The sequence below is a fragment of the Dokdonella aquatica genome, assembly GCF_051987395.1.
In the GTDB taxonomy this organism is placed as follows: Bacteria; Pseudomonadota; Gammaproteobacteria; order Xanthomonadales; family Rhodanobacteraceae; genus Dokdonella.
Genome location: NZ_CP197094.1, coordinates 4,476,084 through 4,496,312, shown reverse-complemented (window position 1 = coordinate 4,496,312; position 20,229 = coordinate 4,476,084). Strand labels below are relative to the sequence as shown.

At 69.8% G+C, this 20,229-nt stretch carries 19 protein-coding genes; 16 read left to right on the top strand and 3 right to left on the bottom strand.

The features are described from left to right. Together panC and panD are read left to right on the top strand one after the other, a co-directional pair. Positions 1-861 (top strand): pantoate--beta-alanine ligase, encoded by an 861-nt coding sequence (gene panC, locus ACQQ2N_RS19995; RefSeq protein WP_440223336.1) that lies wholly within the window; start codon positions 1-3, stop codon positions 859-861. 381 nt (positions 862-1,242) lie between these two features. Further along, a complete protein-coding gene (panD, locus tag ACQQ2N_RS19990; RefSeq protein WP_440223335.1) occupies positions 1,243-1,623 on the top strand; it encodes an aspartate 1-decarboxylase in 381 nt (126 codons plus the stop codon). Positions 1,624-1,627: 4 nt separating this feature from the next. On the opposite strand, the gene queG is transcribed toward panD, so the two are convergent. Further along, entirely contained in the window at positions 1,628-2,722 is a 1,095-nt protein-coding gene (gene queG / locus ACQQ2N_RS19985) for a tRNA epoxyqueuosine(34) reductase QueG (RefSeq protein WP_440223334.1), read from the bottom strand. 82 nt (positions 2,723-2,804) lie between these two features. Between queG and ACQQ2N_RS19980 the strand changes: the two genes are divergently transcribed. The 5 genes from ACQQ2N_RS19980 to ACQQ2N_RS19960 all read left to right on the top strand — a co-directional run bounded on the left by ACQQ2N_RS19980 (position 2,805) and on the right by ACQQ2N_RS19960 (position 9,018). Continuing rightward, positions 2,805-4,295, top strand: coding sequence for an NAD(P)H-hydrate dehydratase (locus ACQQ2N_RS19980; RefSeq protein ID WP_440223333.1), 1,491 nt, complete (start codon positions 2,805-2,807; stop codon positions 4,293-4,295). After that, on the top strand, positions 4,292-4,771 hold the full coding sequence (gene tsaE / locus ACQQ2N_RS19975) for a tRNA (adenosine(37)-N6)-threonylcarbamoyltransferase complex ATPase subunit type 1 TsaE (protein ID WP_440223332.1): 480 nt from the start codon (positions 4,292-4,294) through the stop codon (positions 4,769-4,771). The genes ACQQ2N_RS19980 and tsaE overlap by 4 nt, the downstream gene beginning before the upstream one ends. Before the next feature lie 106 nt (positions 4,772-4,877). Further along, positions 4,878-6,203, top strand: coding sequence for an N-acetylmuramoyl-L-alanine amidase (locus tag ACQQ2N_RS19970; RefSeq protein ID WP_440223331.1), 1,326 nt, complete (start codon positions 4,878-4,880; stop codon positions 6,201-6,203). A gap of 59 nt (positions 6,204-6,262) precedes the next feature. Continuing rightward, positions 6,263-8,101, top strand: coding sequence for a DNA mismatch repair endonuclease MutL (gene mutL / locus ACQQ2N_RS19965; protein WP_440223330.1), 1,839 nt, complete (start codon positions 6,263-6,265; stop codon positions 8,099-8,101). A 26-nt stretch (positions 8,102-8,127) separates the two neighbouring features. Then, entirely contained in the window at positions 8,128-9,018 is an 891-nt protein-coding gene (locus tag ACQQ2N_RS19960; RefSeq protein WP_440223329.1) for a DUF1684 domain-containing protein, read from the top strand. 16 nt (positions 9,019-9,034) lie between these two features. Here the strand turns inward: ACQQ2N_RS19960 and ACQQ2N_RS19955 are convergent, their stop codons facing one another. Further along, the gene (locus tag ACQQ2N_RS19955) at positions 9,035-9,817 is read right to left on the bottom strand and encodes an enoyl-CoA hydratase/isomerase family protein (RefSeq protein WP_440223328.1); all 783 of its coding nucleotides are present in this window, start codon (positions 9,815-9,817) and stop codon (positions 9,035-9,037) included. Between the two features lie 212 nt (positions 9,818-10,029). Between ACQQ2N_RS19955 and ACQQ2N_RS19950 the strand changes: the two genes are divergently transcribed. Then, a complete protein-coding gene (locus tag ACQQ2N_RS19950) occupies positions 10,030-10,710 on the top strand; it encodes an FKBP-type peptidyl-prolyl cis-trans isomerase (RefSeq protein ID WP_440223327.1) in 681 nt (226 codons plus the stop codon). Positions 10,711-10,782: 72 nt separating this feature from the next. On the opposite strand, the gene ACQQ2N_RS19945 is transcribed toward ACQQ2N_RS19950, so the two are convergent. Beyond that, entirely contained in the window at positions 10,783-11,199 is a 417-nt protein-coding gene (locus ACQQ2N_RS19945; protein WP_440223326.1) for a hypothetical protein, read from the bottom strand. Between the two features lie 23 nt (positions 11,200-11,222). Between ACQQ2N_RS19945 and ACQQ2N_RS19940 the strand changes: the two genes are divergently transcribed. The 8 genes from ACQQ2N_RS19940 to ACQQ2N_RS19905 all read left to right on the top strand — a co-directional run bounded on the left by ACQQ2N_RS19940 (position 11,223) and on the right by ACQQ2N_RS19905 (position 20,194). Next, entirely contained in the window at positions 11,223-11,408 is a 186-nt protein-coding gene (locus ACQQ2N_RS19940; protein WP_440223325.1) for a DUF1289 domain-containing protein, read from the top strand. Next, a complete protein-coding gene (locus ACQQ2N_RS19935; protein ID WP_440223324.1) occupies positions 11,405-12,022 on the top strand; it encodes a CoA pyrophosphatase in 618 nt (205 codons plus the stop codon). The genes ACQQ2N_RS19940 and ACQQ2N_RS19935 overlap by 4 nt, the downstream gene beginning before the upstream one ends. After that, positions 12,019-12,885 carry a sulfurtransferase gene (locus ACQQ2N_RS19930; protein WP_440223323.1) on the top strand — a complete coding sequence of 289 codons (867 nt, stop codon included), beginning with the start codon at positions 12,019-12,021 and terminating at the stop codon, positions 12,883-12,885. Before ACQQ2N_RS19935 ends, ACQQ2N_RS19930 begins: the two co-directional genes overlap by 4 nt. A gap of 375 nt (positions 12,886-13,260) precedes the next feature. After that, entirely contained in the window at positions 13,261-13,599 is a 339-nt protein-coding gene (rsfS, locus tag ACQQ2N_RS19925) for a ribosome silencing factor (RefSeq protein ID WP_440225809.1), read from the top strand. Between the two features lie 10 nt (positions 13,600-13,609). Continuing rightward, positions 13,610-14,095 (top strand): 23S rRNA (pseudouridine(1915)-N(3))-methyltransferase RlmH, encoded by a 486-nt coding sequence (gene rlmH / locus ACQQ2N_RS19920; protein ID WP_440223322.1) that lies wholly within the window; start codon positions 13,610-13,612, stop codon positions 14,093-14,095. Beyond that, entirely contained in the window at positions 14,092-14,679 is a 588-nt protein-coding gene (locus ACQQ2N_RS19915) for a Maf family protein (protein ID WP_440223321.1), read from the top strand. Before rlmH ends, ACQQ2N_RS19915 begins: the two co-directional genes overlap by 4 nt. A 101-nt stretch (positions 14,680-14,780) precedes the next feature. After that, a complete protein-coding gene (gene rng / locus ACQQ2N_RS19910) occupies positions 14,781-16,259 on the top strand; it encodes a ribonuclease G (protein WP_440223320.1) in 1,479 nt (492 codons plus the stop codon). 62 nt (positions 16,260-16,321) lie between these two features. Continuing rightward, positions 16,322-20,194 (top strand): YhdP family protein, encoded by a 3,873-nt coding sequence (locus ACQQ2N_RS19905; RefSeq protein WP_440223319.1) that lies wholly within the window; start codon positions 16,322-16,324, stop codon positions 20,192-20,194. The last annotated feature ends 35 nt before the right edge of the window (positions 20,195-20,229 follow it).

Genomic DNA, 20,229 nt, shown 5'->3' with positions numbered 1-20,229 from the left:
ATGCAGATCGTCACGTCGATCGACGACCTCCGCGCCCTCACGCGCGCCACCCGCCGCGACGGTGGCTCGATCGGTCTCGTGCCGACGATGGGCAACCTGCACGCAGGCCATCATTCGCTCGTCGCGCTCGCGCGCGAACGTGCCTCGCTGGTCGTCGCGAGCGTGTTCGTCAACCCGACCCAGTTCGGGCCGAACGAGGACTTCGCGCGCTATCCACGCACGCCCGACGAGGACGCGCGCGGACTCGCCGCGCACGGTTGCGATGTGCTGTTCCTTCCCGACGTCGCGACGATGTATCCGCTCGGCGCGGACGACGGTGTGCGTGTCTGTGTGCCGGGCCTGTCCGACGTGCTCGAGGGCGCGATCCGTCCCGGTCATTTCGACGGCGTGGCGACCGTCGTGTCGAAGCTGTTCAACCTCGTGCAGCCCGATGTGGCCGTGTTCGGCCGCAAGGACTACCAGCAGCTCCTCGTGATCCGCCGGCTCGTGCTCGATCTGTGTTTCGGCATCGAGATCGTCGGCGCGCCGATCGTGCGCGAGGAGGGCGGTCTCGCGATGAGTTCGCGCAACCAGTACCTCGATGCCGGCCAGCGTCAGGCGGCACGTGAGGTCCACGCCACGTTGCGTGCGATGGTCGGCGAGTTTCGTGAAGGCGAGCGTCCGCTCGAGGCGATCGAGGCCGGCGCGTCGCGTCGCCTCGTCGAGGCGGGCTTTGCACCCGATTACGCCGTGTTCCGAAACGCGACGACCCTGGCGATTCCTGGCCCGGACGTGCGCGAGGGCCTCGTGGCGCTCGTGGCGGCGCGCTTCGGCGGGGTGCGGCTGATCGACAACCTCGCGGTCGACGATCCGGCGCCCTGAGCCGGTCCCGGTTCAGGCGCCGTGCTGGCGGTCGAAAAAGTTGTGTGACCGGTATGGCACTTCGCAACACGCTGTGGTATTGTCACCACCGTCCTAGGGGTTTTCGCAACGGATGTTGCAAGACCTCGAGGCCACCAGGGCGCATTGCAGGTAGTCGTCACTCCAATCTGGACCCTCGCGCGATCTCGCTGCGAGGGTTTTTTTTGTCTCGAGTTCGCACTATAGATATCTCAAGTCATTGATTTTTATTTAATTGACGTCGTGTCAACTGGATGGGGACCTGCAGACCGTACGCAGGCGTTTGTCAGGTCGATCACTCGACACCACGCCCGGTATCATCTTTTCGTTGTTTTCCTGCAACATTGTCGTGAAGGCTCCGCCATGCACCTGAACATGCTCAAGGCCAAGATCCATCGGGCCACCGTCACCCATGCCGAGCTCCACTACGAAGGCTCCTGCGCCATCGATGGCCGCCTGCTCGATATCTCGGGCATCCGCCAGTACGAGCAGATCCACATCTACAACGTGAACAGCGGCACGCGCTTCAGCACCTACGCGATCCGCGCCGAGGAAGGCGCCGGCACCGTGTCGATCAACGGCGCGGCCGCCCATCTGGCCCAGCCCGGCGACATCATCATCATCTGTGCCTATGGCCTGCTCGACGAGGCGCAGGCTGCGACGTTCAAGCCGACGCTGGTCTACGTCGACCGCCACAACCGCCTGACCCACACCAACGATTCGATTCCGAAGCAGGCTGCCTGACGCTTCAGCGCGCCGCGGCATCGCGGCGCGCGAGCTGCTCGTCCAGCGCCCAGGCGACGTGCTCGCGCACGAGGTCGGAGGGGTGGTCGCGTCTCGCGTCGAGCGCGGCCAGCGTCGCCGGCGAGAACGGTGCATTGCCGAGCGCGACGGCGATGTTGCGCAGCCAGCCGACGTAGCCCGTGCGGCGTATCGGCGAGCCTTCCGTGCGTGACAGGAAATCCTCCTCGGTCCACGCGAACAGCGCGAGCAGCGTGCTGTCGTCGAGGCCGTGCCGCGGCAGGAAATCGGCCTCGGGTGTCGGCACCGCGAACTTGTTCCACGGGCAGGCGAGCTGGCAGTCGTCGCAGCCGTAGATGCGGTTGCCCATCGGTCGGCGCAGCTCGAGCGGGATCGATCCGCCGAACTCGATCGTGAGGTAGGCGATGCAGCGTCGTGCGTCGACCTGGTAAGGCGCGACGATCGCCTGGGTCGGGCAGACCTCGAGGCAGCGCGTGCAGGTGCCGCAGTGCGCGCTCGCCTCGGCATCGAGCGGCAGCGGCAGGTCGGTGTAGATCTCGCCGAGGAAGAACCACGAACCGGCGTCCTTGTTGATCAGGCAGGTGTGCTTGCCGATCCAGCCGAGTCCGGCGTTGCGCGCGAGCGCGCGCTCGAGCACGGGCGCCGAGTCGACGAACGCGCGATAGCCGAACGGACCCGTGCGCGTCGCGATGCGGTCGGCGAGTTTCTGCAGCCGGTTGCGCATGACCTTGTGGTAGTCGCGGCCGAGCGCGTAGCGCGCGACGTAGGCCGCATCCGGATCGCCGAGCGTGTCCCAGCCGTCGCGCGCGGCGGCGGGCAGGTAGTCCATGCGTACCGAGATCACGCGCACCGTGCCCGCCACGAGATCCTGCGGGCGGCTGCGCCGCGTGCCGTGGCGCTCCATGTAGTCCATCTCGCCGTGGCGACCTTCCGCGAGCCAGTTGAGCAGGTGGGTCTCGTCCGCGCCGAGGTCGACGCCGGCGATGCCGGCCTGCTGGAAGCCCAGCTCGCGCGCCCACGCGCGGATCTCGTCGACGAGACGTGCGTGGTCGATCGGCGGCGTGGCGGAAGCGGTGGTCACGACGTGGGCTGGCGGCAGGCTCGCGGGGCGCACGAGGATAATGGCAGCCTGGACGCGTCGCGAGGCGTCGTATCATCGCGCGATGACTGCGCTTCCTCCCTCGAGAGCCCTCTACACAGCCACACAGGTCCGCCTGCTCGATGCGCGGGCGGGCGAAGCGTCCGCACTCGACGGCGCGACGCTGATGAGCCGTGCGGCGGCCGGTGCGTTCGCGGTGCTGCGTCGATCCTGGCCTTTGGCGCGGCGTCTCGCCGTGCTCGCCGGGCCCGGCAACAACGGCGGCGACGCCTACCTGGTCGCCTGCGAGGCGCATGCGGCGGGGCTCGATGTCGACGTGGTCGCCCTCGGCGATGCGGCGACGGCCGATGCGCGGGCGGCACGTGAAGCCTGGCGTGCGCGCGGCCCGATCCTGTCGCCGACCGATGCCGGCGATCGCCTCGCATCGGCCGACGTCGTCGTCGACGGCCTGTTCGGCAGCGGCTTGCGCCGTCCGCTCGAAGGCGCGGCGGCCGCACTCGTCGCCGCGATCAACGTCTCGCGCAAGCCCGTGCTCGCACTCGATGTGCCTTCAGGTCTCGATGCCGATACCGGCAGCGTGCGCGGCATTGCCGTGCGCGCGACGCGAACGGTCGTCTTCATCGGCTGGAAGCGCGGCCTGTTCACGGCCGACGGTCCGGATCATACGGGCGCCTGCGAACTCGACACGCTCGGCGTGCCCGCGGCCCTGTTCGAATCGGTCGGCCACGACGCCGAGCGGCTCGACGGCGAGGTGCGCGACGTGCTCGCGCCGCGCGCGGCCAACACGAACAAGGGCCGCCACGGCCACGTGCTCGCGATCGGCGGCGACGACGGCATGGCCGGGGCCGTGCGCCTCGCGGCCGAAGCCGCATTGCGTGTCGGCGCCGGCCTCGTCAGCGTCGCGACGCGCGGCGCGCACGTCACGGCGCTCAACGCCGCACGTCCCGAACTCATGGCGCGTAGCGTCGACGGTCCGCAGGCGATCGCGCCGCTGGTCGAACGCGCGAGCGTGCTCGCGGTCGGGCCCGGACTCGGCACGTCGGCGTGGTCACACGCGCTGTGGGACGTGGCCCTGCGCAGCGGCAAGCCGCTCGTGCTCGATGCGGATGGCCTCAACCTGCTCGCGCGCGATCCGCTCGCATTGCCCGAAGCCTGCGTGCTGACGCCGCATCCGGGCGAGGCCGCGCGCCTGCTCGGCGTATCGGTGGCGGAGGTTCAGGCCGATCGCTTCGTGGCCGTGCGCGAACTCGCGCAAAGGCACCGAGCCGTGGTCGTACTCAAGGGCGCCGGCAGCCTCGTCGCCGATCCGGCAGGTCGTATCGCACTGTGTCCGTTCGGCAATCCGGGCATGGCCAGCGGCGGCATGGGCGACGTGCTGACCGGCGTCGTCGCCGGCCTGCTCGCGCAAGGCCTCGACGCCTGGCAGGCCGCATGTGCCGGCGTCGTCGTGCACGCACGCGCCGGCGATCTCGCGGCGGGCACGTCACCGCGCGGGCTCGTCGCAAGCGATCTCTTCGAGCCGCTGCGGCGTCTCGTCAATCCGGAGTCGGCATGAGCGTGTCGCATAACGTGCAGGGCATCGACGAGGCTGCCTTGCAGGCGCTCGCACGCACGCTCGCGCCGCATCTCGTCGAAGGCGGCGTGCTGCATCTGGTCGGTGACCTCGGCGCCGGCAAGACCACGTTCGCGCGTGCGCTGCTCGTCGCGCTCGGCGTCGAGGGTCGCATCAAGAGCCCGACCTACAGCCTCATCGAGTCGTACCGCGTCGGCGACGACCTGCGCGTGCATCACCTGGATCTCTACCGCATCGCCGATGCGGGCGAGCTCGAATGGCTGGGCCTGCAGGATCTCCTCGAGGGGCGTTCGCTGCTCGTCGTGGAATGGCCCGAGCGCGGCACGGGGGCGCTTCCGCCGCCGGATCTTCGCCTCGCGCTCGCGCATGCGGGCGAGGTCCGCGACCTCGAGGCGGTGGCCTTTTCGATCCGTGGCGAGGCTTGGCTCGCGGGTTTCGGCAGGCCCAATGGAGGCTGAACCCAGGCGAGTGCGGATTCAACCTTAGGAAGGTTGTGCAGGATCCGGATTTGTAAAGGAAAAGGGTCTTGTCAAGCGGCCGCGCTTTGGGATTGAATACGCACCCATGCGCACTCCGGTCGGGACATACCTCCGCACGCTGCTTGCTTTCGTCCTCGCAGGCGTTGCGGGCGGCACCGTGCATGCGGCCGAAGTGAAGGCGTTGCGCATCTGGGCCGGCCCCGAGTACACGCGCGCCGTGTTCGATGTTTCGGGTCCGCTCGACTACAAGCTGTTCGACCTCAGCGGCCCCGATCGCCTCGTGCTCGACCTGCGTGGCAGCACGTTCTCGGGCAGTTACGGCACGCCCGACGCGAAAGGCCTGCTCAAGGCCGTGCGCAGCGGCAAGCAGGGCGACAAGGACCTGCGCGTCGTGTTCGACCTCGCGCAGGGCGTGCGCCCGAAGAGCTTCCTGCTGCCGCCGGCGGAGAAGCTCGGCTATCGCCTCGTACTCGATCTCTATCCGAAGAACGCGCCGCCGGTCGTCAAGACGATCGAGAAGGTGCTGCCGCCGGGCAGTTCGCGCAACGTGCTCGTGACGATAGATGCCGGCCACGGCGGCGAGGATCCGGGTTCGATCGGTCCCAGCGGCACGCACGAGAAGATCATCACGCTCGCGGTCGCGCGCGAACTCAAGCGCCTGCTCGACAAGGAGCCCGGCATGAGTGCCGAGCTCACGCGCGACGGCGACTACTTCATCCCGCACAAGGAGCGCTACCAGAAGGCGCGCGACGCCAAGGCCGACCTGTTCGTGTCGATCCACGCCGACGCGTTCACCAAGCCCGAGGCGCGCGGCGGTTCGGTCTGGGTGCTGTCGCCGCGCGGCGCGACGAGCGAAGCGGCACGCTGGCTCGCCGATCGCGAGAACCGCGCCGACCTCGTCGGCGGCGTCTCGCTCGACACGCGCGAGAACACGCTCGCAGCGGTGCTGCTGGACCTCTCGCAGGGCGCGACGATGGAGGTCAGCCAGAGCATCGCCGGCCAGGTGCTGGCCTCGATGCGCAAGGTCGGACCGACCCACAAGAACCACGTCGAGAGCGCGAACTTCATCGTGCTGCGCTCGCCCGACGTGCCGTCGATCCTCGTCGAGACCGCGTTCATCTCGAACCCCGCCGAGGAGAAGCGCCTCAAGAACGCCGCCGAGCGCACCAAGCTCGCCGAGGCGATCCTCGAGGGCATCCGCAATTACTACCGCATGGCACCGCCGCCCGGCACGTGGTTCGCGGCCAACTTCGGCCGCGACAAGGCGAGCCGCCACGTGGTGTCGCGCGGCGAGACGCTCAGCGTCATCGCGGCACGCCACGGTACCTCGGTGACCGCGCTGCGCAGTGCCAACAAGCTCGCCCGCGACGACGTGCGCGTCGGCGACGTGCTCGAGATCCCGCAGGGCTGACGACGGCGGCGCCGCACGCGCGGCGCTATGATGCGGCGTCCACGCACGCCGTATCCCGCATGTCGCGCATCCGCCCGCTTCCCCCCGAACTCGTCAACCAGATCGCCGCCGGCGAGGTCATCGAGCGCCCCGCGTCCGTCGTCAAGGAACTCGTCGAGAACAGCCTCGATGCCGGCGCACGCCGCGTCGAGATCGATGTCGAGGAGGGCGGTGCGCGCCTGATCCGCATCCGCGACGACGGCGACGGCATCGAGGCTGACGATCTCGCGCTCGCGGTCACCTCGCACGCGACCAGCAAGATCACGAGCTTCGAGGATCTCGAACGCGTCGGCACGCTCGGCTTCCGTGGCGAGGCGCTGCCGTCGATCGCGTCGGTGTCGCGTTTCGCGCTGACCTCGCGGCGCGCGGGCGCGGACCACGCGATGCGCCTCGAGGTCGATGGTGGCAAGGCTTCGTCGCAGCGGCCCGCGCAGCACGGGCAAGGCACCACGATCGAGGTGCGCGACCTGTTCTACAACGTACCGGCGCGGCGCAAGTTCCTGCGTGCCGAGCGTACTGAGTTCAACCACATCGACGACCTCGTGCGTTCGATCGCGCTCGCGCGACCGGGCATCGACCTGCGCCTGAACCACAACGGCAAGGCCGTGCGCGTCTACAAGCCCGTGCAGGATCTCGCCGATGCGGCGCGCCGCGTCGGTGACGTGCTCGGCGACGGCTTCATCGGCGACAGCCTGCGCATCGAACACGCCGGGGCAGGTCTGTCGCTGCACGGCTGGGTCGGCCTGCCGACGTCGTCGCGTGCGCAGGCCGACCAGCAGTACTTCCACGTCAACGGGCGCCTCGTGCGCGACCGCACCGTCGCCCATGCGGTGCGCCAGGCCTATGCCGACGTGCTGTTCCACGGACGCCATCCCGCGTTCGTGCTGTTCCTCGATCTCGATCCCGCGCTCGTCGACGTCAACGTGCACCCGGCCAAGAGCGAGGTGCGCTTCCGCGAGTCGCGCCTGATCCACGACTTCCTCTACCGCAGCCTGCACGAGGCACTCGCGGCGACGCGCGCAGGCGCGCAGCCGACGGCCGTGGATGCCGCCGCGATGCCGCCATCGTCGTTGCCGATGGCGGGACTCGGTGGCGGCGTGCAGGGCGGTTTCGCGCGTCCCGAGTACCGGCACCAGGGTGGCCTCGGCCTCGGCGTGCGCGAGCCGCTCGCCGAATACGCGGCGCTGCTCGGCACGTCGCCGTACGCCACGGCGTCGATCGGGCATGACGACAGAACGCCTGCTTCGTTGCCAGTGGCCGATGCGGACGTGGATATTCCGCCGCTCGGTTTCGCGCTGGCGCAGCTGCACGGCGTCTACGTGCTTGCGCAGAATGCCCACGGACTCATCCTCGTCGACATGCACGCCGCGCACGAGCGCATCACCTACGAGAAGCTCAAGCTCGCGCAGGACGGCGAAGGCATCCGCGCGCAGATGCTGCTCGTGCCGTTGCCGATCGCGGTCAGCGAGCGCGAGGCGGCGACGGTCGAGGAGCACGGCGAGCGCTTCGCCGAGCTCGGTTTCGACATCGTGCGCAGCGGCCCGCAAGGCATCACGGTGCGTCGCGTGCCGAGCCTGCTCGCCAACGGCGACCTGCCGCAGCTCGTGCGCGACGTGATCGGCGACCTCGCCGCGAACGGCCGCTCGCGACGCATCGAGGAGGCCGGCAACGAACTGCTCGCGACGATGGCCTGCCACGGCTCGGTGCGCGCGAACCGCCGCTTGACGCTGCCGGAAATGGACGCATTGTTGCGCGAGATGGAGATCACCGAACGCTCGGGCCAGTGCAACCACGGCCGCCCGACCTGGGTCCAGCTCGGCATGCACGAGCTCGACAAACTCTTCCTGCGCGGCCGCTGACCGCGCATCGTCCACGGATCACCGCCATGCTCATCGCCAGCCTGCTCGTCGCCTCGATCGCCCTCACGCCCGTCGCGGCCGCGGCCACCGACGAGGCTTATCTGAAAGACATCGAGGCCTGGCACGCGCAGCGCAGCGAGCGGCTCAAGGCGCCCGGCGGCTGGCTGTCGCTGGTCGGCCTCGACTGGCTCAAGCAGGGCGCGAACCGCGTCGGCAGCGCGAAGGACAACGACATCGTGCTCGCCGGTGCGCCCGCGCACCTCGGCACGGTCATGTGGTCGGCCGATGCGGTGACGTTCGCGCTCGCCGACGGCGTCGACGCGACGATCGACGGCGGCAGCGCACGCACCGCGACGCTGCTCGACGATTCGAACGAGAAGCCGACCACGATCGCGTTCGGCACGACGAGCTTCTACCTCATCGATCGTTCCGGCCAGAAGGCGCTGCGCTTCAAGGACACCGCGGCGCCGACGCGCACGGGCTTCCTCGGCCTCGAGCATTTCCCGATCGACGCGTCGTGGCGCGTGGAGGCCGAGTGGGTCGCGTTCGATCCGCCGCGCACGCTCGAGATCCCGAACATCACGGGTCAGGTCGAGCACATGAAGGTGCCCGGCAAGGCCGTGTTCGAGCGCGACGGCAAGCGCTTCGAGCTGCTGCCGGTGGTCGAATCGGATGATGCCAAGCAGCTGTTCTTCATCCTCGCCGACCGCACGAGCAGCAAGCAGACCTACGGCGCCGGCCGCTTCCTTTACAGCGATCTCGCGAAGGACGGCAAGGTCGTGCTCGACTTCAACAAGGCCTACAACCCGCCGTGCGCGTTCACGCCGTACGCGACGTGCCCGCTCGCGCCGCCCGAGAACCGGCTCGCGATCGCGGTCGAGGCCGGCGAACTGAAGTACCGCGGCGCCGCGCACTGAGCGCGGCACCCGGCCCTCACGCGCCCGTGAAGACGGGCTTGCGGCGCTCGAGGAAGGCGGCCGTGCCTTCGCGCATGTCGGCGGTCGAGAAGCACACCGCGAACGCCTTGCTCTCGTAGTCCGCGCCTTGTTCGAACGCGGCCTCGCCGCCGAGCACGATCGCGTCGAGGATGCCGGCGAGCGCATGCGGTGCCGACGCGGCCAGCTGCGAAGCGACCGCCTCGACCTCGGCATCGAGCGCTTCCGGCGCGACCACACGCGTGAGCAGGCCCAGCGCATGCGCGCGCGCGGCGTCCACGGGCTTGCCGAGCAGGGCGAGTTCGAGTGCGGCGGCGCGGCCGGCCAGGCGCGCGATGCGCTGCGTCCCCGCGAAGCCGGGCAGCAGGCCGAGCGTGATCTCGGGCAGGCCGAGCTTCGCCTTCTCGCTGCCGATGCGCAGGTGGCAGCTCATCGCGAGCTCGAGGCCGCCGCCGAGCGCGAAACCCTGGATGCGCGCGACCACGGGTTTCCCGAGCGTCTCGATGCCGCGCATCATCTGCTGGCCCGCGCGCGAGAACGCCTGTGCCTGCACGGGCGACATCGCGGTGAGCTCGGCGATGTCGGCGCCGGCCACGAAAGCCTTCTCGCCCGAGCCGGCCAGCACGACGGCACGCACGGCGTCGTCGTGGCGCGCCTGCGTGAACGCGATCGCGAGCTCGCCGATCGTCTCGCGGTTGAGTGCGTTGAGCTTGTCGGGGCGCTCGATGGTCAGCGTGCGCACGCCGTCGCGGTCGCGGCTGGAAAGATTGCGGAAGGCCATGGCGTCTCCGTATCGGCAGGGTTCAGAAAGGCGTCGGATGATACCAGCGCCCGAACTTTCGCCTTTCCGCGCGTTCCCACGTTCCCCGCGGGGGCCGGCACTTCGATTGGAGCGCGGCACGCGCTCGGGTACACTACCGGGCCTTTTGTTCAGCCGACGGGCGGTGCCTGCGCCGCATCGTCATCCGTGTTTCGCGTTCTTCTGGAGGCAGCATGAATTTGCGTTGGTCACTCGCTCTGGCGACGATGCTCACGGCGGGGTCCGCCCTCGCCCAGGACACGACGTCCGAGAAGGGCAAGCTTTCGTACTCGATCGGCTACCAGATCGGCAAGGATTTCACCGAGCGCCAGATGGACGTCGACATCAACACCATCGTGCGCGCGATGCAGGACGCCTACGCCAAGCGCAACCCGGCCGTGTCGGAAGAGGTCATGCGCGACACGCTGACCAAGTTCCAGCAGAAGATGGTCGGTGAGGCGAAGGCGCAGTTCGACAAGGTCGCGTCGGCGAACAAGACCAAGAGCGATGCGTTCATGGCGACCAACCGCGCCAAGAAGGGCATTACCGCACTGCCGTCGGGCGTGCAGTACCGCGTGATCGAGGAAGGCAACGGCAAGCAGGTCACCGCGACGGCCGAAGCCACGGTCCACTACCGCGGATCGCTGACCGACGGCCTCGAGTTCGACAGCTCGTTCGCGCGCGGCGAGCCGGTCAAGTTCAAGGTCAACGAGGTCATCAAGGGCTGGCAGGAAGTGCTGCCGCGCATGAAGGTGGGCGATCACTGGCAGGTGTTCATTCCGGCCGACCTCGCCTACGGCGAACGCGGCCAGCCGCCGCGCATCGGCCCGAACGAGGCGCTCGTGTTCGACCTCAAGATCATCGACTCGAAGTAATCGACGGGTCGGATCGCCACGAACGCCGCGGCTTGCCGCGGCGTTCGTCGTTCCGGGACCGCTCGAAGCGCGTCAGGGATAGGCGCGCATCTCGTCGACCGCATGCTCCATCGCGAGCTTGATGCGGTTGATGATGCGCATCGCGGGTTCGGTGCTCGCATCGTCGGTGGCGACCGCGGCGACGCTGGCCTGGCCGCGCGCGACGAGGTCGGCTTCGTCGTCGGCGACGAACTGGGCGAGGTAGACGTAGCCCTGGCGCAGGCCTTCCTTGACTTCGGTATGCTCGGGGCCCAGCTGCTTGAGCAGCGTGAGGATCGCGTAGCGGATCGTCTCGCGCGCATGCGGCAACGCGCTCTCGGGCAGCCCGTACACGCCCGGCTCGACGCGCGAGAGCACCTTGCCGTAGTCGCTGACCACCTTGGTCGCCATGCCGAGCATCGATATACCGGTCTCGTGAAAACGGCCGTCACTGTACCAGCACGCGGTCACGCGACCGCAATCCCGAGGAGCGCATGGCCGATGTCGTCACCCCCGTGCTGAGTCCGTGCATCGGCCTGTGCAGGCTCGGTGCCGACGGGCTGTGCGAGGGCTGCCTGCGCAGCGGCGACGAGATCATGCGCTGGATCACGATGACGCCTGCGCAGCGTTCGTACTACATGGACATCGAGCTGCCGCGTCGCGAGGCCGAGCGCGCGTGAGCGAGCACGTCGACATCGTGCGCCTGCGCCGCGCCGTGCGCGCGCTCGACGATCCACCGCAGCCGCCGGGCTGGAACGCCACCGATTTCCCCGAGCTGTGGTCCGACGACACGCCGCTGCGCGCGGCGGCGGTGCTGCTGCCGATCGTGCAGCGCGGCGACGCGCTGAGCATGCTGTTCACGCGCCGCAACGAGCAGATGCGCCATCACGCCGGGCAGGTGAGCTTCCCGGGCGGCGCGCTCGAGCACGACGATGCCGATGCGGTCGACGCGGCCTTGCGCGAAACGCTCGAGGAGACCGGCATCGCGCGCGACTTCGTGCGTCCGTTCGGTTTCCTCGACTGCTTCGACACGATCTCGGGCTACACCGTGTGCCCGGTCGTCGGACTCGTCGACGCCGGTTTCACGCTCGCGCCCGATCCGCGCGAGGTCGCGGAGGTGTTCGAGGTGCCGCTCGACTACATCCTCGCGCCCGATCGCATGCGCCGCCAGGAGATCCTCTGGCACGGCCGCGCGCGCGAGATCTTCGAATTCGAATACGCCGGCAAGCGCATCTGGGGCGCGACCGCGGCGATCCTGCAGAACCTGTTGCGCCGACTGGAGGCCCTCGCATGACCGTACTCGTCGATGCGGCTACGCTCGCCACGCGCCTGGCCCAGGGCGGCGTGCTGCTCGTGGACTGCCGCAAGGACCTCGCCGACCCGCAGGCCGGACGCGCGGCCTACGAATCCGCTCATCTTCCCGGCGCGCTGCATGCCGAGCTCGATACCGATCTTTCCGATCTCGGCAAGCAAGGCCTCGGTCGCCATCCGCTGCCCGATGCGGAGGCGTTCGCTGCGGTGCTTGCGCGCTGGGGCTGGACGCCTGAGGTCGAGGTCGTCGCCTACGACGCCGCCGGCGGCGCGATGGCCGCGGCGCGCCTGTGGTGGATGCTGCGCCTGGTCGGCGCGCGCCATGTGCGCGTGCTCGATGGCGGCATCGCGGCATGGCAGCGTGCCGGTCTCGCCCTGGATGTCGCGCCCGCCGCGATGCCCGCACCGAGCCGCGTCGACGTGGCCTGGGATACCCGCCAGCTCGTCGACGCGCAGCACCTGCGTGACGGTCTCGCCGACGGCAGCCTGTGCGTGCTCGATGCACGCGCCGCGCCGCGCTACCGCGGCGAGGTCGAGCCGCTCGACGCGAAGGCCGGCCACGTGCCCGGGGCATGCAACCGGCCGTTCCAGGACAACCTGCGCGAGGACGGCAGGTTCCGGCCCGCAGACGACCTGCGCGAGGCGTTCACGTCGATCATCGGCGCGCATGCGCCGAACGAGGTCGTCCACATGTGCGGCTCGGGCGTCACCGCCTGCCACAACCTGCTCGCGATGGAACACGCCGGCCTGCACGGTTCGCGCCTCTACGCGCCGTCGTGGAGCGGCTGGATCGCCGATCCGGCACGCCCGGTCGCCCTCGGTGCGGAGCCCGGCGCGCCGGCCTGAACACGTCCGGGAGTGGCGGCGCCACTGGGGTTGGCCGCAACCTTTCGCGCGGGATTTGGGCCTATACTGCCCGCGCGCCAGTCCCGGCGCGACGCTAGCGCTGAGGTCGATTTCCCCTTGACCACCACCAAGAAGCCGGCCAAGAAGGCCGCGCCGAAGAAGGCGGCACCCGCCAAGGCCGCCGTGAAGAAGGCCGCGAAATCCGCCACCGGTACCGCGCCACGCAAGGTCGCCACGAAGGCCACCGCCGCCCGCAAGGCTCCCGCCAAGCCGCGCGCCGCTGCCAAGACCACCACCACGAAGGCCGTCGCCGCGCCGCCGCGCGCGCCGCGCAAGCGCGTCAAGCCCGCCGTCGAGCAGGATGTCGTCGCGCGCCTGCACGAGGTGGTCAAGACCGCCCTCGACGACCTCAAGGCCAAGGACGTGCGCGAGATCGACGTGCGCGGCAAGACCTCGGTCACCGACATCGTCATCGTCGCGAGCGGCACCTCGACGCGCCACGTGAAGTCGATCGCCGACGAAGTCGTGCGTTCGGCCAAGAAGGCCGGTTTGCCGCCGCTCGGCGTCGAAGGCCAGCGCGAAGCCGAATGGGTGCTCGTCGACCTCGGCGACATCATCGTGCACGTCATGCTGCCGCGTACGCGCGAGTTCTACGGCCTCGAGCGCCTGTGGACGGTCGGCGACGACACCCCCGAGACGGCGCTCGCCGGCTGACCGGCTCCGCATGCGCACGCGCCTGATCTCGGTGGGCGAGCGCATGCCCGCCTGGGTCGGCGAGGGATTCGCCGAATACCGCAAGCGCCTGTCGCGCGAGTTGCCGATGGATCTCGTCGAGATCCCGCTCGGCAACCGCGGCCGCACGCGCGATCCCGTGCGTGCCACGGCCGAGGAGGGCGCCGCCGTCCTCGCCGCCTTGCCGAAGGATGCCCATGTCGTCGCGCTCGATGGCAGCGGCAAGCCATGGTCGAGCGAGGAGCTAGCGCAGCAGCTCGCGGCCTGGCGCATGGCCGGGCGCGATCTCGCCCTCGTCATCGGCGGCCCCGACGGCCATGCGACCGAGGTGCTCGCGCGCTCTGCGCAGCGCTGGTCGCTCGGTCCGCTGACGCTGCCGCACATGCTGGTACGCCTCGTCGTCGTCGAGCAGCTCTACCGCGCCGCGACGCAGCTGGCCGGGCATCCCTACCACCGCGCCGGCCAGGTCGCGCGGTGACGGTCTTCCTCGCCTCACAGTCGCCGCGGAGGCGCGAGCTGCTCGCGCAGATCGGCATCGTGTTCGAGGTGATCGAGGTCGACGTGCCCGAAGTGCGCGGCGTCGGCGAACCCGCGATCGACTACGTGAGCCGCGTCGCGCGCGAAAAAGCCGGTGCCGGCCTGCTGCAGGTCGCCGCCGTGCCCGGCGCGATCGTGATCGGCGCCGACACCGAGGTCGTGCTCGACGACGAGGTGTTCGGCAAGCCGCGCGACGCCGACGAGGCGGCCGCGATGCTCGCGCGGTTGTCCGGCCGCGAGCACGAGGTGGTCTCGGTGGTCTGGGCAGTCTCGGCAGGTCGCGAGGAGCACGCCGTGTCGGTGTCGCGTGTGCGTTTCATGCCGCTCGACGCGGCGCGCATCGCGGCCTACGTCGCCACCGGCGAGCCGTTCGGCAAGGCCGGCGCCTACGCGATCCAGGGCAGGGCCGGTGCATTCGTGAGCCGCCTCGAAGGCAGCTATTCCGGCGTCATGGGCCTGCCCCTGCACGAGACCGCGCAGCTGCTCGAGGCATGGCCGGCGGTCGAGGCCGCGCCGCGCGACTGAACCGCAGTGCGCCGATGTCGCCGGCCTGCAGGACGGCGCATCGACAACGAGGCCATGCGGCCGCTATAACCCGTCTCAATAATCCTTTCCAAGTCCTTGCCGTGTCCGAAGAAATCCTGATCAACGTGACACCGCGCGAAACCCGCGTCGCGCTCGTCGAGAACGGCATGCTGCAGGAGCTGCACGTCGAGCGTGCGAGCCGGCGCGGCTACGTCGGCAACGTGTACAAGGGCAAGGTCAGCCGGGTCATGCCGGGCATGCAGGCCGCGTTCGTCGAGATCGGCCTGGATCGCGCGGCCTTCCTGCACGCCTCCGACATCATGCGGCCGCACGCCTCGCTGCTGAACGAGAACGGCGACGCCGTGCCGACCGCGACGCCGCCGATCAACGAGCTGCTGCGCGAAGGCCAGGACATCGTCGTGCAGGTGGTCAAGGATCCGATCGGCACCAAGGGCGCGCGCCTGACGACACACCTGTCGATCCCGTCGCGCTACCTCGTGCTGCTGCCCTACAGCACCGTGCTCGGCGTGTCGGTGCGCATCGAGGACGAGGGCGAGCGCGCGCGACTCAAGGAACTGCTCAGCGGCGCACTCGGCGAGCAGCCGCTCGGCTACATCGTGCGCACCAACGCCGAAGGCCAATCGCGCGAGGCGCTCGCCGAGGACATCGACTACCTCGAGAAGCTGTGGGCGAGCCTGCGCGTGCGCATGGCCGAGGCGAAGGTCGGCTCGCGTGTCTACGAGGACCTGCCGCTCGCGCTGCGCGCGCTGCGCGACTTCATGAGCCCGAACATCGAGAAGGTGCGCGTGGATTCGCGCGAGACGCTCGATCGCGCGCAGGATTTCGCTCGCCAGTTCATGCCCGAGTTGGCCGAGCGGCTCGAACATTACCCCGGCGAGCGGCCGATCTTCGATCTCTACGGCGTCGAGGACGAGATCCAGCGTGCGCTGCGCAAGGAGGTTCCGCTCAAGTCCGGCGGCTACCTGATCGTCGACCAGACCGAGGCGATGACCACGATCGACGTCAACACGGGCGGCTTCCTCGGCACGCGCAACCTCGAGGAGACCGTGTACCGCACCAACCTCGAGGCCGCGCAGGCGGCCGCGCGGCACCTGCGCCTGCGCAACCTCGGCGGCATCATCATCATCGACTTCATCGACATGGTCGACGACGAGCACAAGCGCCAGGTGATCCGCCAGCTCGAGAAGTCGCTCGTGCGCGACCACGCCAAGACCACGGTCTACGACATGTCGCCGCTCGGCCTCGTCGAGATGACGCGCAAGCGCACCACCGAGAGCCTCGAACGCCAGCTCTGCGAGCCGTGCCCGACCTGCGCCGGTCGTGGCGCGCTCAAGACCGCCGAGACGATCACCTACGAGATCTTCCGCGAGATCACGCGTGCGGTGCGCCAGTTCGATGCGCCCAAGCTGCTCGTTCTTGCCGCACCCAAGGTCGTCTCGCGCATCCTCGACGAGGATTCGGCGGCCGTCGCCGAGCTCGAGGAGTTCATCGGCAAGACGATCCGCTTCCAGCCCGAAGAGAACTACTCGCAGGAACAGTTCGATGTGGTCCTGCTGTAACCGCAGCCTGTCGCGGGACGCGGCATGACCGTGGCGCAGGCGCGCCACGCGTCGGATCGCGCGTGACCACGCCACGACGCTGGCGGCGCGTCCGTTTCGCGCTCGTGTCGGCGGTCGCGGGCACGCTCGTGCTCGTCGCCGTGCTGATGGGCCTCGCGCAGCTCGCGCTGCCGTGGCTGGTACGCAACCCGCAGCGCGTGGAGGCCTGGCTCAGCGAGCGCAGCGGGCGCGAGGTGCGCATCGGCACGGTCGAAGGGCAGTGGACGCGCGGCGGTCCGCGCCTCGTGCTCGAGGACGTACGCCTGGGACCCTCTTCGCCCGGCGGACGCACGCTGACGCTGCCGCATGCCGAGCTCGCGGTGAACCTGTTCGCCGCGCTCCAGCGCAACCGCGCCTGGAACGAGTTCCGCCTCGTCGGCCTAGACCTCGCGCTCTCGCGTGGCGACGATGGCGCCTGGCAGCTGCACGGCCTCGATCTCGATGTGCCCGAGGGGGCGGACGCGACGGCGATGCCCTCGATGGGTGCGCTCGGCGCGCTCGTGCTGGTCGACCTCAAGCTCGCGATCGCCGATCCCGCGAAGAACCTCGATCTCGCGCTGCACGTGCCCGAACTGCGCGTCATCAATCGTGCGCCGCTCACGCACGTGCTCGGACGCGTCGCGCTCGCGGATTCGCCGCTCGCGGGTTTCGCGGTGGTCGCCGACGTGGACCTCGAGCGCCGCTCGGGGCGTGTCTACGTCGCCGGCAACGAACTCGACCTCGCGCGCTTCGGAAGCCTGCATGCGCCGGGCGGCATCGCGTTGGCGGCAGGCACGGCCGATGTCGAGGTGTGGGGCGAGTGGCGTGACGGCCGCGTCGTCGACGTGCGTACACGGCTCGGCCTCGCCGAGGCGGTGCTTGCCGCGACGAAGCCGGTCGACGCCACCGATACCCTCGCCGTGCTGCCGCGCGCGCTGTTCGAGCATCTCGGGCTGCTCGCGCGCTGGCGGCGAGAAGGCGATGGCTGGAACGTGGACATCGCCGATGCGAACGTCACGCGCCAGGGCGAGACGGCCGGACCTGCGCGCATCGTGATGGCACGCGCGGGCGACGGCGAAACGCGTGTCGAGGCGTCGGGCGTCGACCTCGGGACACCGGCCGCGATCGCGATGCTCGCCGACGCGCTGCCCTCCGCGATGCGACGCTGGCTCTATCTGTCGAGCCCGCGCGGCACGCTCGCGGGAGGCACGCTGCGCTGGCGCTCGGCGCAGGATTTCGATGTCGATGCCCACGTGGAAGGTGTCGTCGTGCGCGGCGCCGCGAAGATCCCCGGCATCGACCCGCTCGAACTGCGCGTGCGCGGCGACGCGCAAGGCCTGCTCGCCGAGATCCCGGCATCGCCGACGCGCATCGACTACCCGGGCGTGTTCCGCAAGCCCTTCGTGTACGACGCATTCGGTGGCGAACTTGCCGCCTGGCCGGATGATCTCGGCATGTGGCATGTGCAGACGCCGGCGTTCGTGTTCGACGCGCGCGACCATGCCGGCGAGATCCGCGGCGGTCTCGTGTTTCAGGGCGACGGCACGCGTCCGCTGCTCGACGCGACCGCGATCGTGCATCGCGCCGAAGTGCCCGCAGCCAAGCTGTTCTGGCCGATCACCACGATGTCGGCGAATACGATCGGCTGGCTCGACCGCGCGCTCGTGAGCGGCCAGGTCGTGGCCGGTCGCGTCGCCGTGCACGGTGATCTCGATCGCTGGCCGTTCGCCGATCTGAGCGGCCGTTTCGAGGCGCGCGCGTCGATCCGCGACCTCACGCTCGACTACCTCGAGCACTGGCCCGAGGGACGCGAGCTCGATGTCGAGGCCGCGTTCATCAACAATGGCATGCAGGCCGAGGCGACCGGTGGCAGCGTGCAGGCATTGCGCCTGGAATCCGCGACGGCGGAAATCGCCTCGTTTGCCGAATCGCGCATGCTGTTGCACGCCAAGGCGGAAGGCGAGGGCAAGGCGCTGCTCGGCTTCCTGCGCTCGACGCCGGTCGGCGAGCGCTTCCGTGAGCCCACCAGGGGCTTGTCGATCGGCGGTACCGGCAAGGCCGACGTGAAGATCGACGTCCCGCTCAAGCGCAGCGAGGATCTCGTGCTCGACGGCAGCGTTGATCTCGCCGATGCCGATCTCGTCGACTCGACGTGGTCGCTGCGTTTCCCCAAGGTCAACGGCCGCGTGAACTTCCGCAAGGACGCGCTCGCAGCGCCGGAACTCAAGGCCATGTACGGCACGTCGCCGGTCACGCTCGGCGTCGCGGTCGGTGCCGCGGTGCGCGATGCCCGCAACGTGTTCGAAGCAACGCTCGGCGGCACGCTGCCCGCATCGGCCGTCTTCGAGCGAGCGCCCGATCTACCTGCCGCCGTCATGGCCTTGCCCGGCAGTGCGCACTGGGACATCGCGGTCGGCGTCGGTGCCCGTCCCGACGTTCCCAACACCTTGAACGTGCGCAGCGACCTCGCCGGCATCACGCTCGGTCTGCCGGCACCGCTCGAGAAGGCTCCCGAGGCGGCGCTGCCGTTCGCACTCGACATCGAGTTGCCGCCTTCGGGCAGGCCGTTCTCGATGCGTCTCGGCAGCGAACTCGCCGTGCGCGGTACCTTGCCGACCGATACGACGCCGCTTGCCGCGCTGCTCGATTTCGGTGGCGAGGCGACGCGTCCGGTACCGACCGACGGCATCGCGATCGGTGGCCGTGTCGGCGCGGTCGACGCGGGCGGATGGATGGGGCTGCTCGGTGGTGCGGGCGATGCGATCGGCACGTTCCGCGGCCTCGGCCTCGATGTCGGCGAGCTGCGCGTCGCGGGACGACGCATCCCGGATGTGCGTGTCGACATCGAGCCCGGCGACGACACGCGCCTGCGCTTCGCAGGCCCTTCGCTGGAAGGCGAGATCACGCTGCCGCCGTTCGCGCAGATGGCGCGCCGTGGCGTGACCGCGCAGTTCAAGCGCCTGCACTGGCCCGAGGCACCCGAAGGCAGCGAGGCTGCGCTGTCGGGCATCGCGCCGTCGACGATCCCGCCGCTGCGCCTGTGGGTCGGCGACCTGCGCTTCGGCAACGGCAGCTTCGGCGAGGCACGCCTCGAGAGCAGTCCGACCTCGGAAGGCATGCGCATCGACCTGCTCGAGACCAAGTCGCCGAACGTCGACATCCGCGCCTCGGGCACATGGAACGGCGACGCCAGCGCAAGCCGCTCGCAGCTGCGCATCGACATGACCGCGCACAGCCTCGGCCGCATGCTCGACGCGCTCGGCTTCGCCGGCATCATCGACGGCGGCGCGACACTCGCGCACATCGATGCGGGCTGGCCGGGCGGTCCGACGTCGTTCGCGCTCGCCGACCTCGACGGCGCGCTCGAGGTCACGGTCGACAAGGGCCGCATCCTCGACGTCGATCCCGGTGCGGGCGGCCGACTGTTCGGCCTGCTGTCGCTGCGCGAGATCCCGCGCCGCCTGTCGCTCGATTTCAGCGACCTGTTCAAGTCCGGCATGAGCTTCAACAGCATCGAAGGCCGCTTCGCGCTGCGCGACGGCAACGCGTTCGCCGAACGCCTGCACATCAACAGTCCGGCCGCCGACATCGAGATCACGGGCCGCACCGGCCTGCGCGGCCGCGACTACGACCAGCAGATGGTGGTGACGCCACGTGCCGGCGTCGCGCTGCCGGTCGTCGGCGCGCTCGCGGGCGGTCCGGTCGGCGCCGCCGCCGGCCTCGTCGTGCAAGGCCTCGTCGGCAAGCAGATCAACCAGGCCGCACGTTCGCGCTACCAGGTCGCCGGCACCTGGGACAAGCCGGTCATCACGCTGCTGTCGCGCGAGACGCCGAAGGGCACGCCGAAGGCGGAGTCCGGAAAGCCGGCGGTGGAGCAGACCGAGCCGGCGGGGAACGGGAAGGGTGGGAGGCGTTGAGTTCGGTACGTGGCGGCGCTGCCTGAGAATGTCGC

What these genes read in the sequence shown, in the direction of transcription:
- ACQQ2N_RS19980 (WP_440223333.1), top strand. Translation starts at nt 2,805, where the DNA reads ATGACTGCGCTTCCTCCCTCGAGAGCCCTCTACACAGCCACACAGGTC.
- ACQQ2N_RS19955 (WP_440223328.1), bottom strand. Translation starts at nt 9,817, where the DNA reads ATGGCCTTCCGCAATCTTTCCAGCCGCGACCGCGACGGCGTGCGCACG.
- tsaE (WP_440223332.1), top strand. Translation starts at nt 4,292, where the DNA reads ATGAGCGTGTCGCATAACGTGCAGGGCATCGACGAGGCTGCCTTGCAG.
- mutL (WP_440223330.1), top strand. Translation starts at nt 6,263, where the DNA reads ATGTCGCGCATCCGCCCGCTTCCCCCCGAACTCGTCAACCAGATCGCC.
- ACQQ2N_RS19940 (WP_440223325.1), top strand. Translation starts at nt 11,223, where the DNA reads ATGGCCGATGTCGTCACCCCCGTGCTGAGTCCGTGCATCGGCCTGTGC.
- rlmH (WP_440223322.1), top strand. Translation starts at nt 13,610, where the DNA reads ATGCGCACGCGCCTGATCTCGGTGGGCGAGCGCATGCCCGCCTGGGTC.
- ACQQ2N_RS19950 (WP_440223327.1), top strand. Translation starts at nt 10,030, where the DNA reads ATGAATTTGCGTTGGTCACTCGCTCTGGCGACGATGCTCACGGCGGGG.
- ACQQ2N_RS19930 (WP_440223323.1), top strand. Translation starts at nt 12,019, where the DNA reads ATGACCGTACTCGTCGATGCGGCTACGCTCGCCACGCGCCTGGCCCAG.
- ACQQ2N_RS19960 (WP_440223329.1), top strand. Translation starts at nt 8,128, where the DNA reads ATGCTCATCGCCAGCCTGCTCGTCGCCTCGATCGCCCTCACGCCCGTC.
- panC (WP_440223336.1), top strand. Translation starts at nt 1, where the DNA reads ATGCAGATCGTCACGTCGATCGACGACCTCCGCGCCCTCACGCGCGCC.
- ACQQ2N_RS19970 (WP_440223331.1), top strand. Translation starts at nt 4,878, where the DNA reads ATGCGCACTCCGGTCGGGACATACCTCCGCACGCTGCTTGCTTTCGTC.
- panD (WP_440223335.1), top strand. Translation starts at nt 1,243, where the DNA reads ATGCACCTGAACATGCTCAAGGCCAAGATCCATCGGGCCACCGTCACC.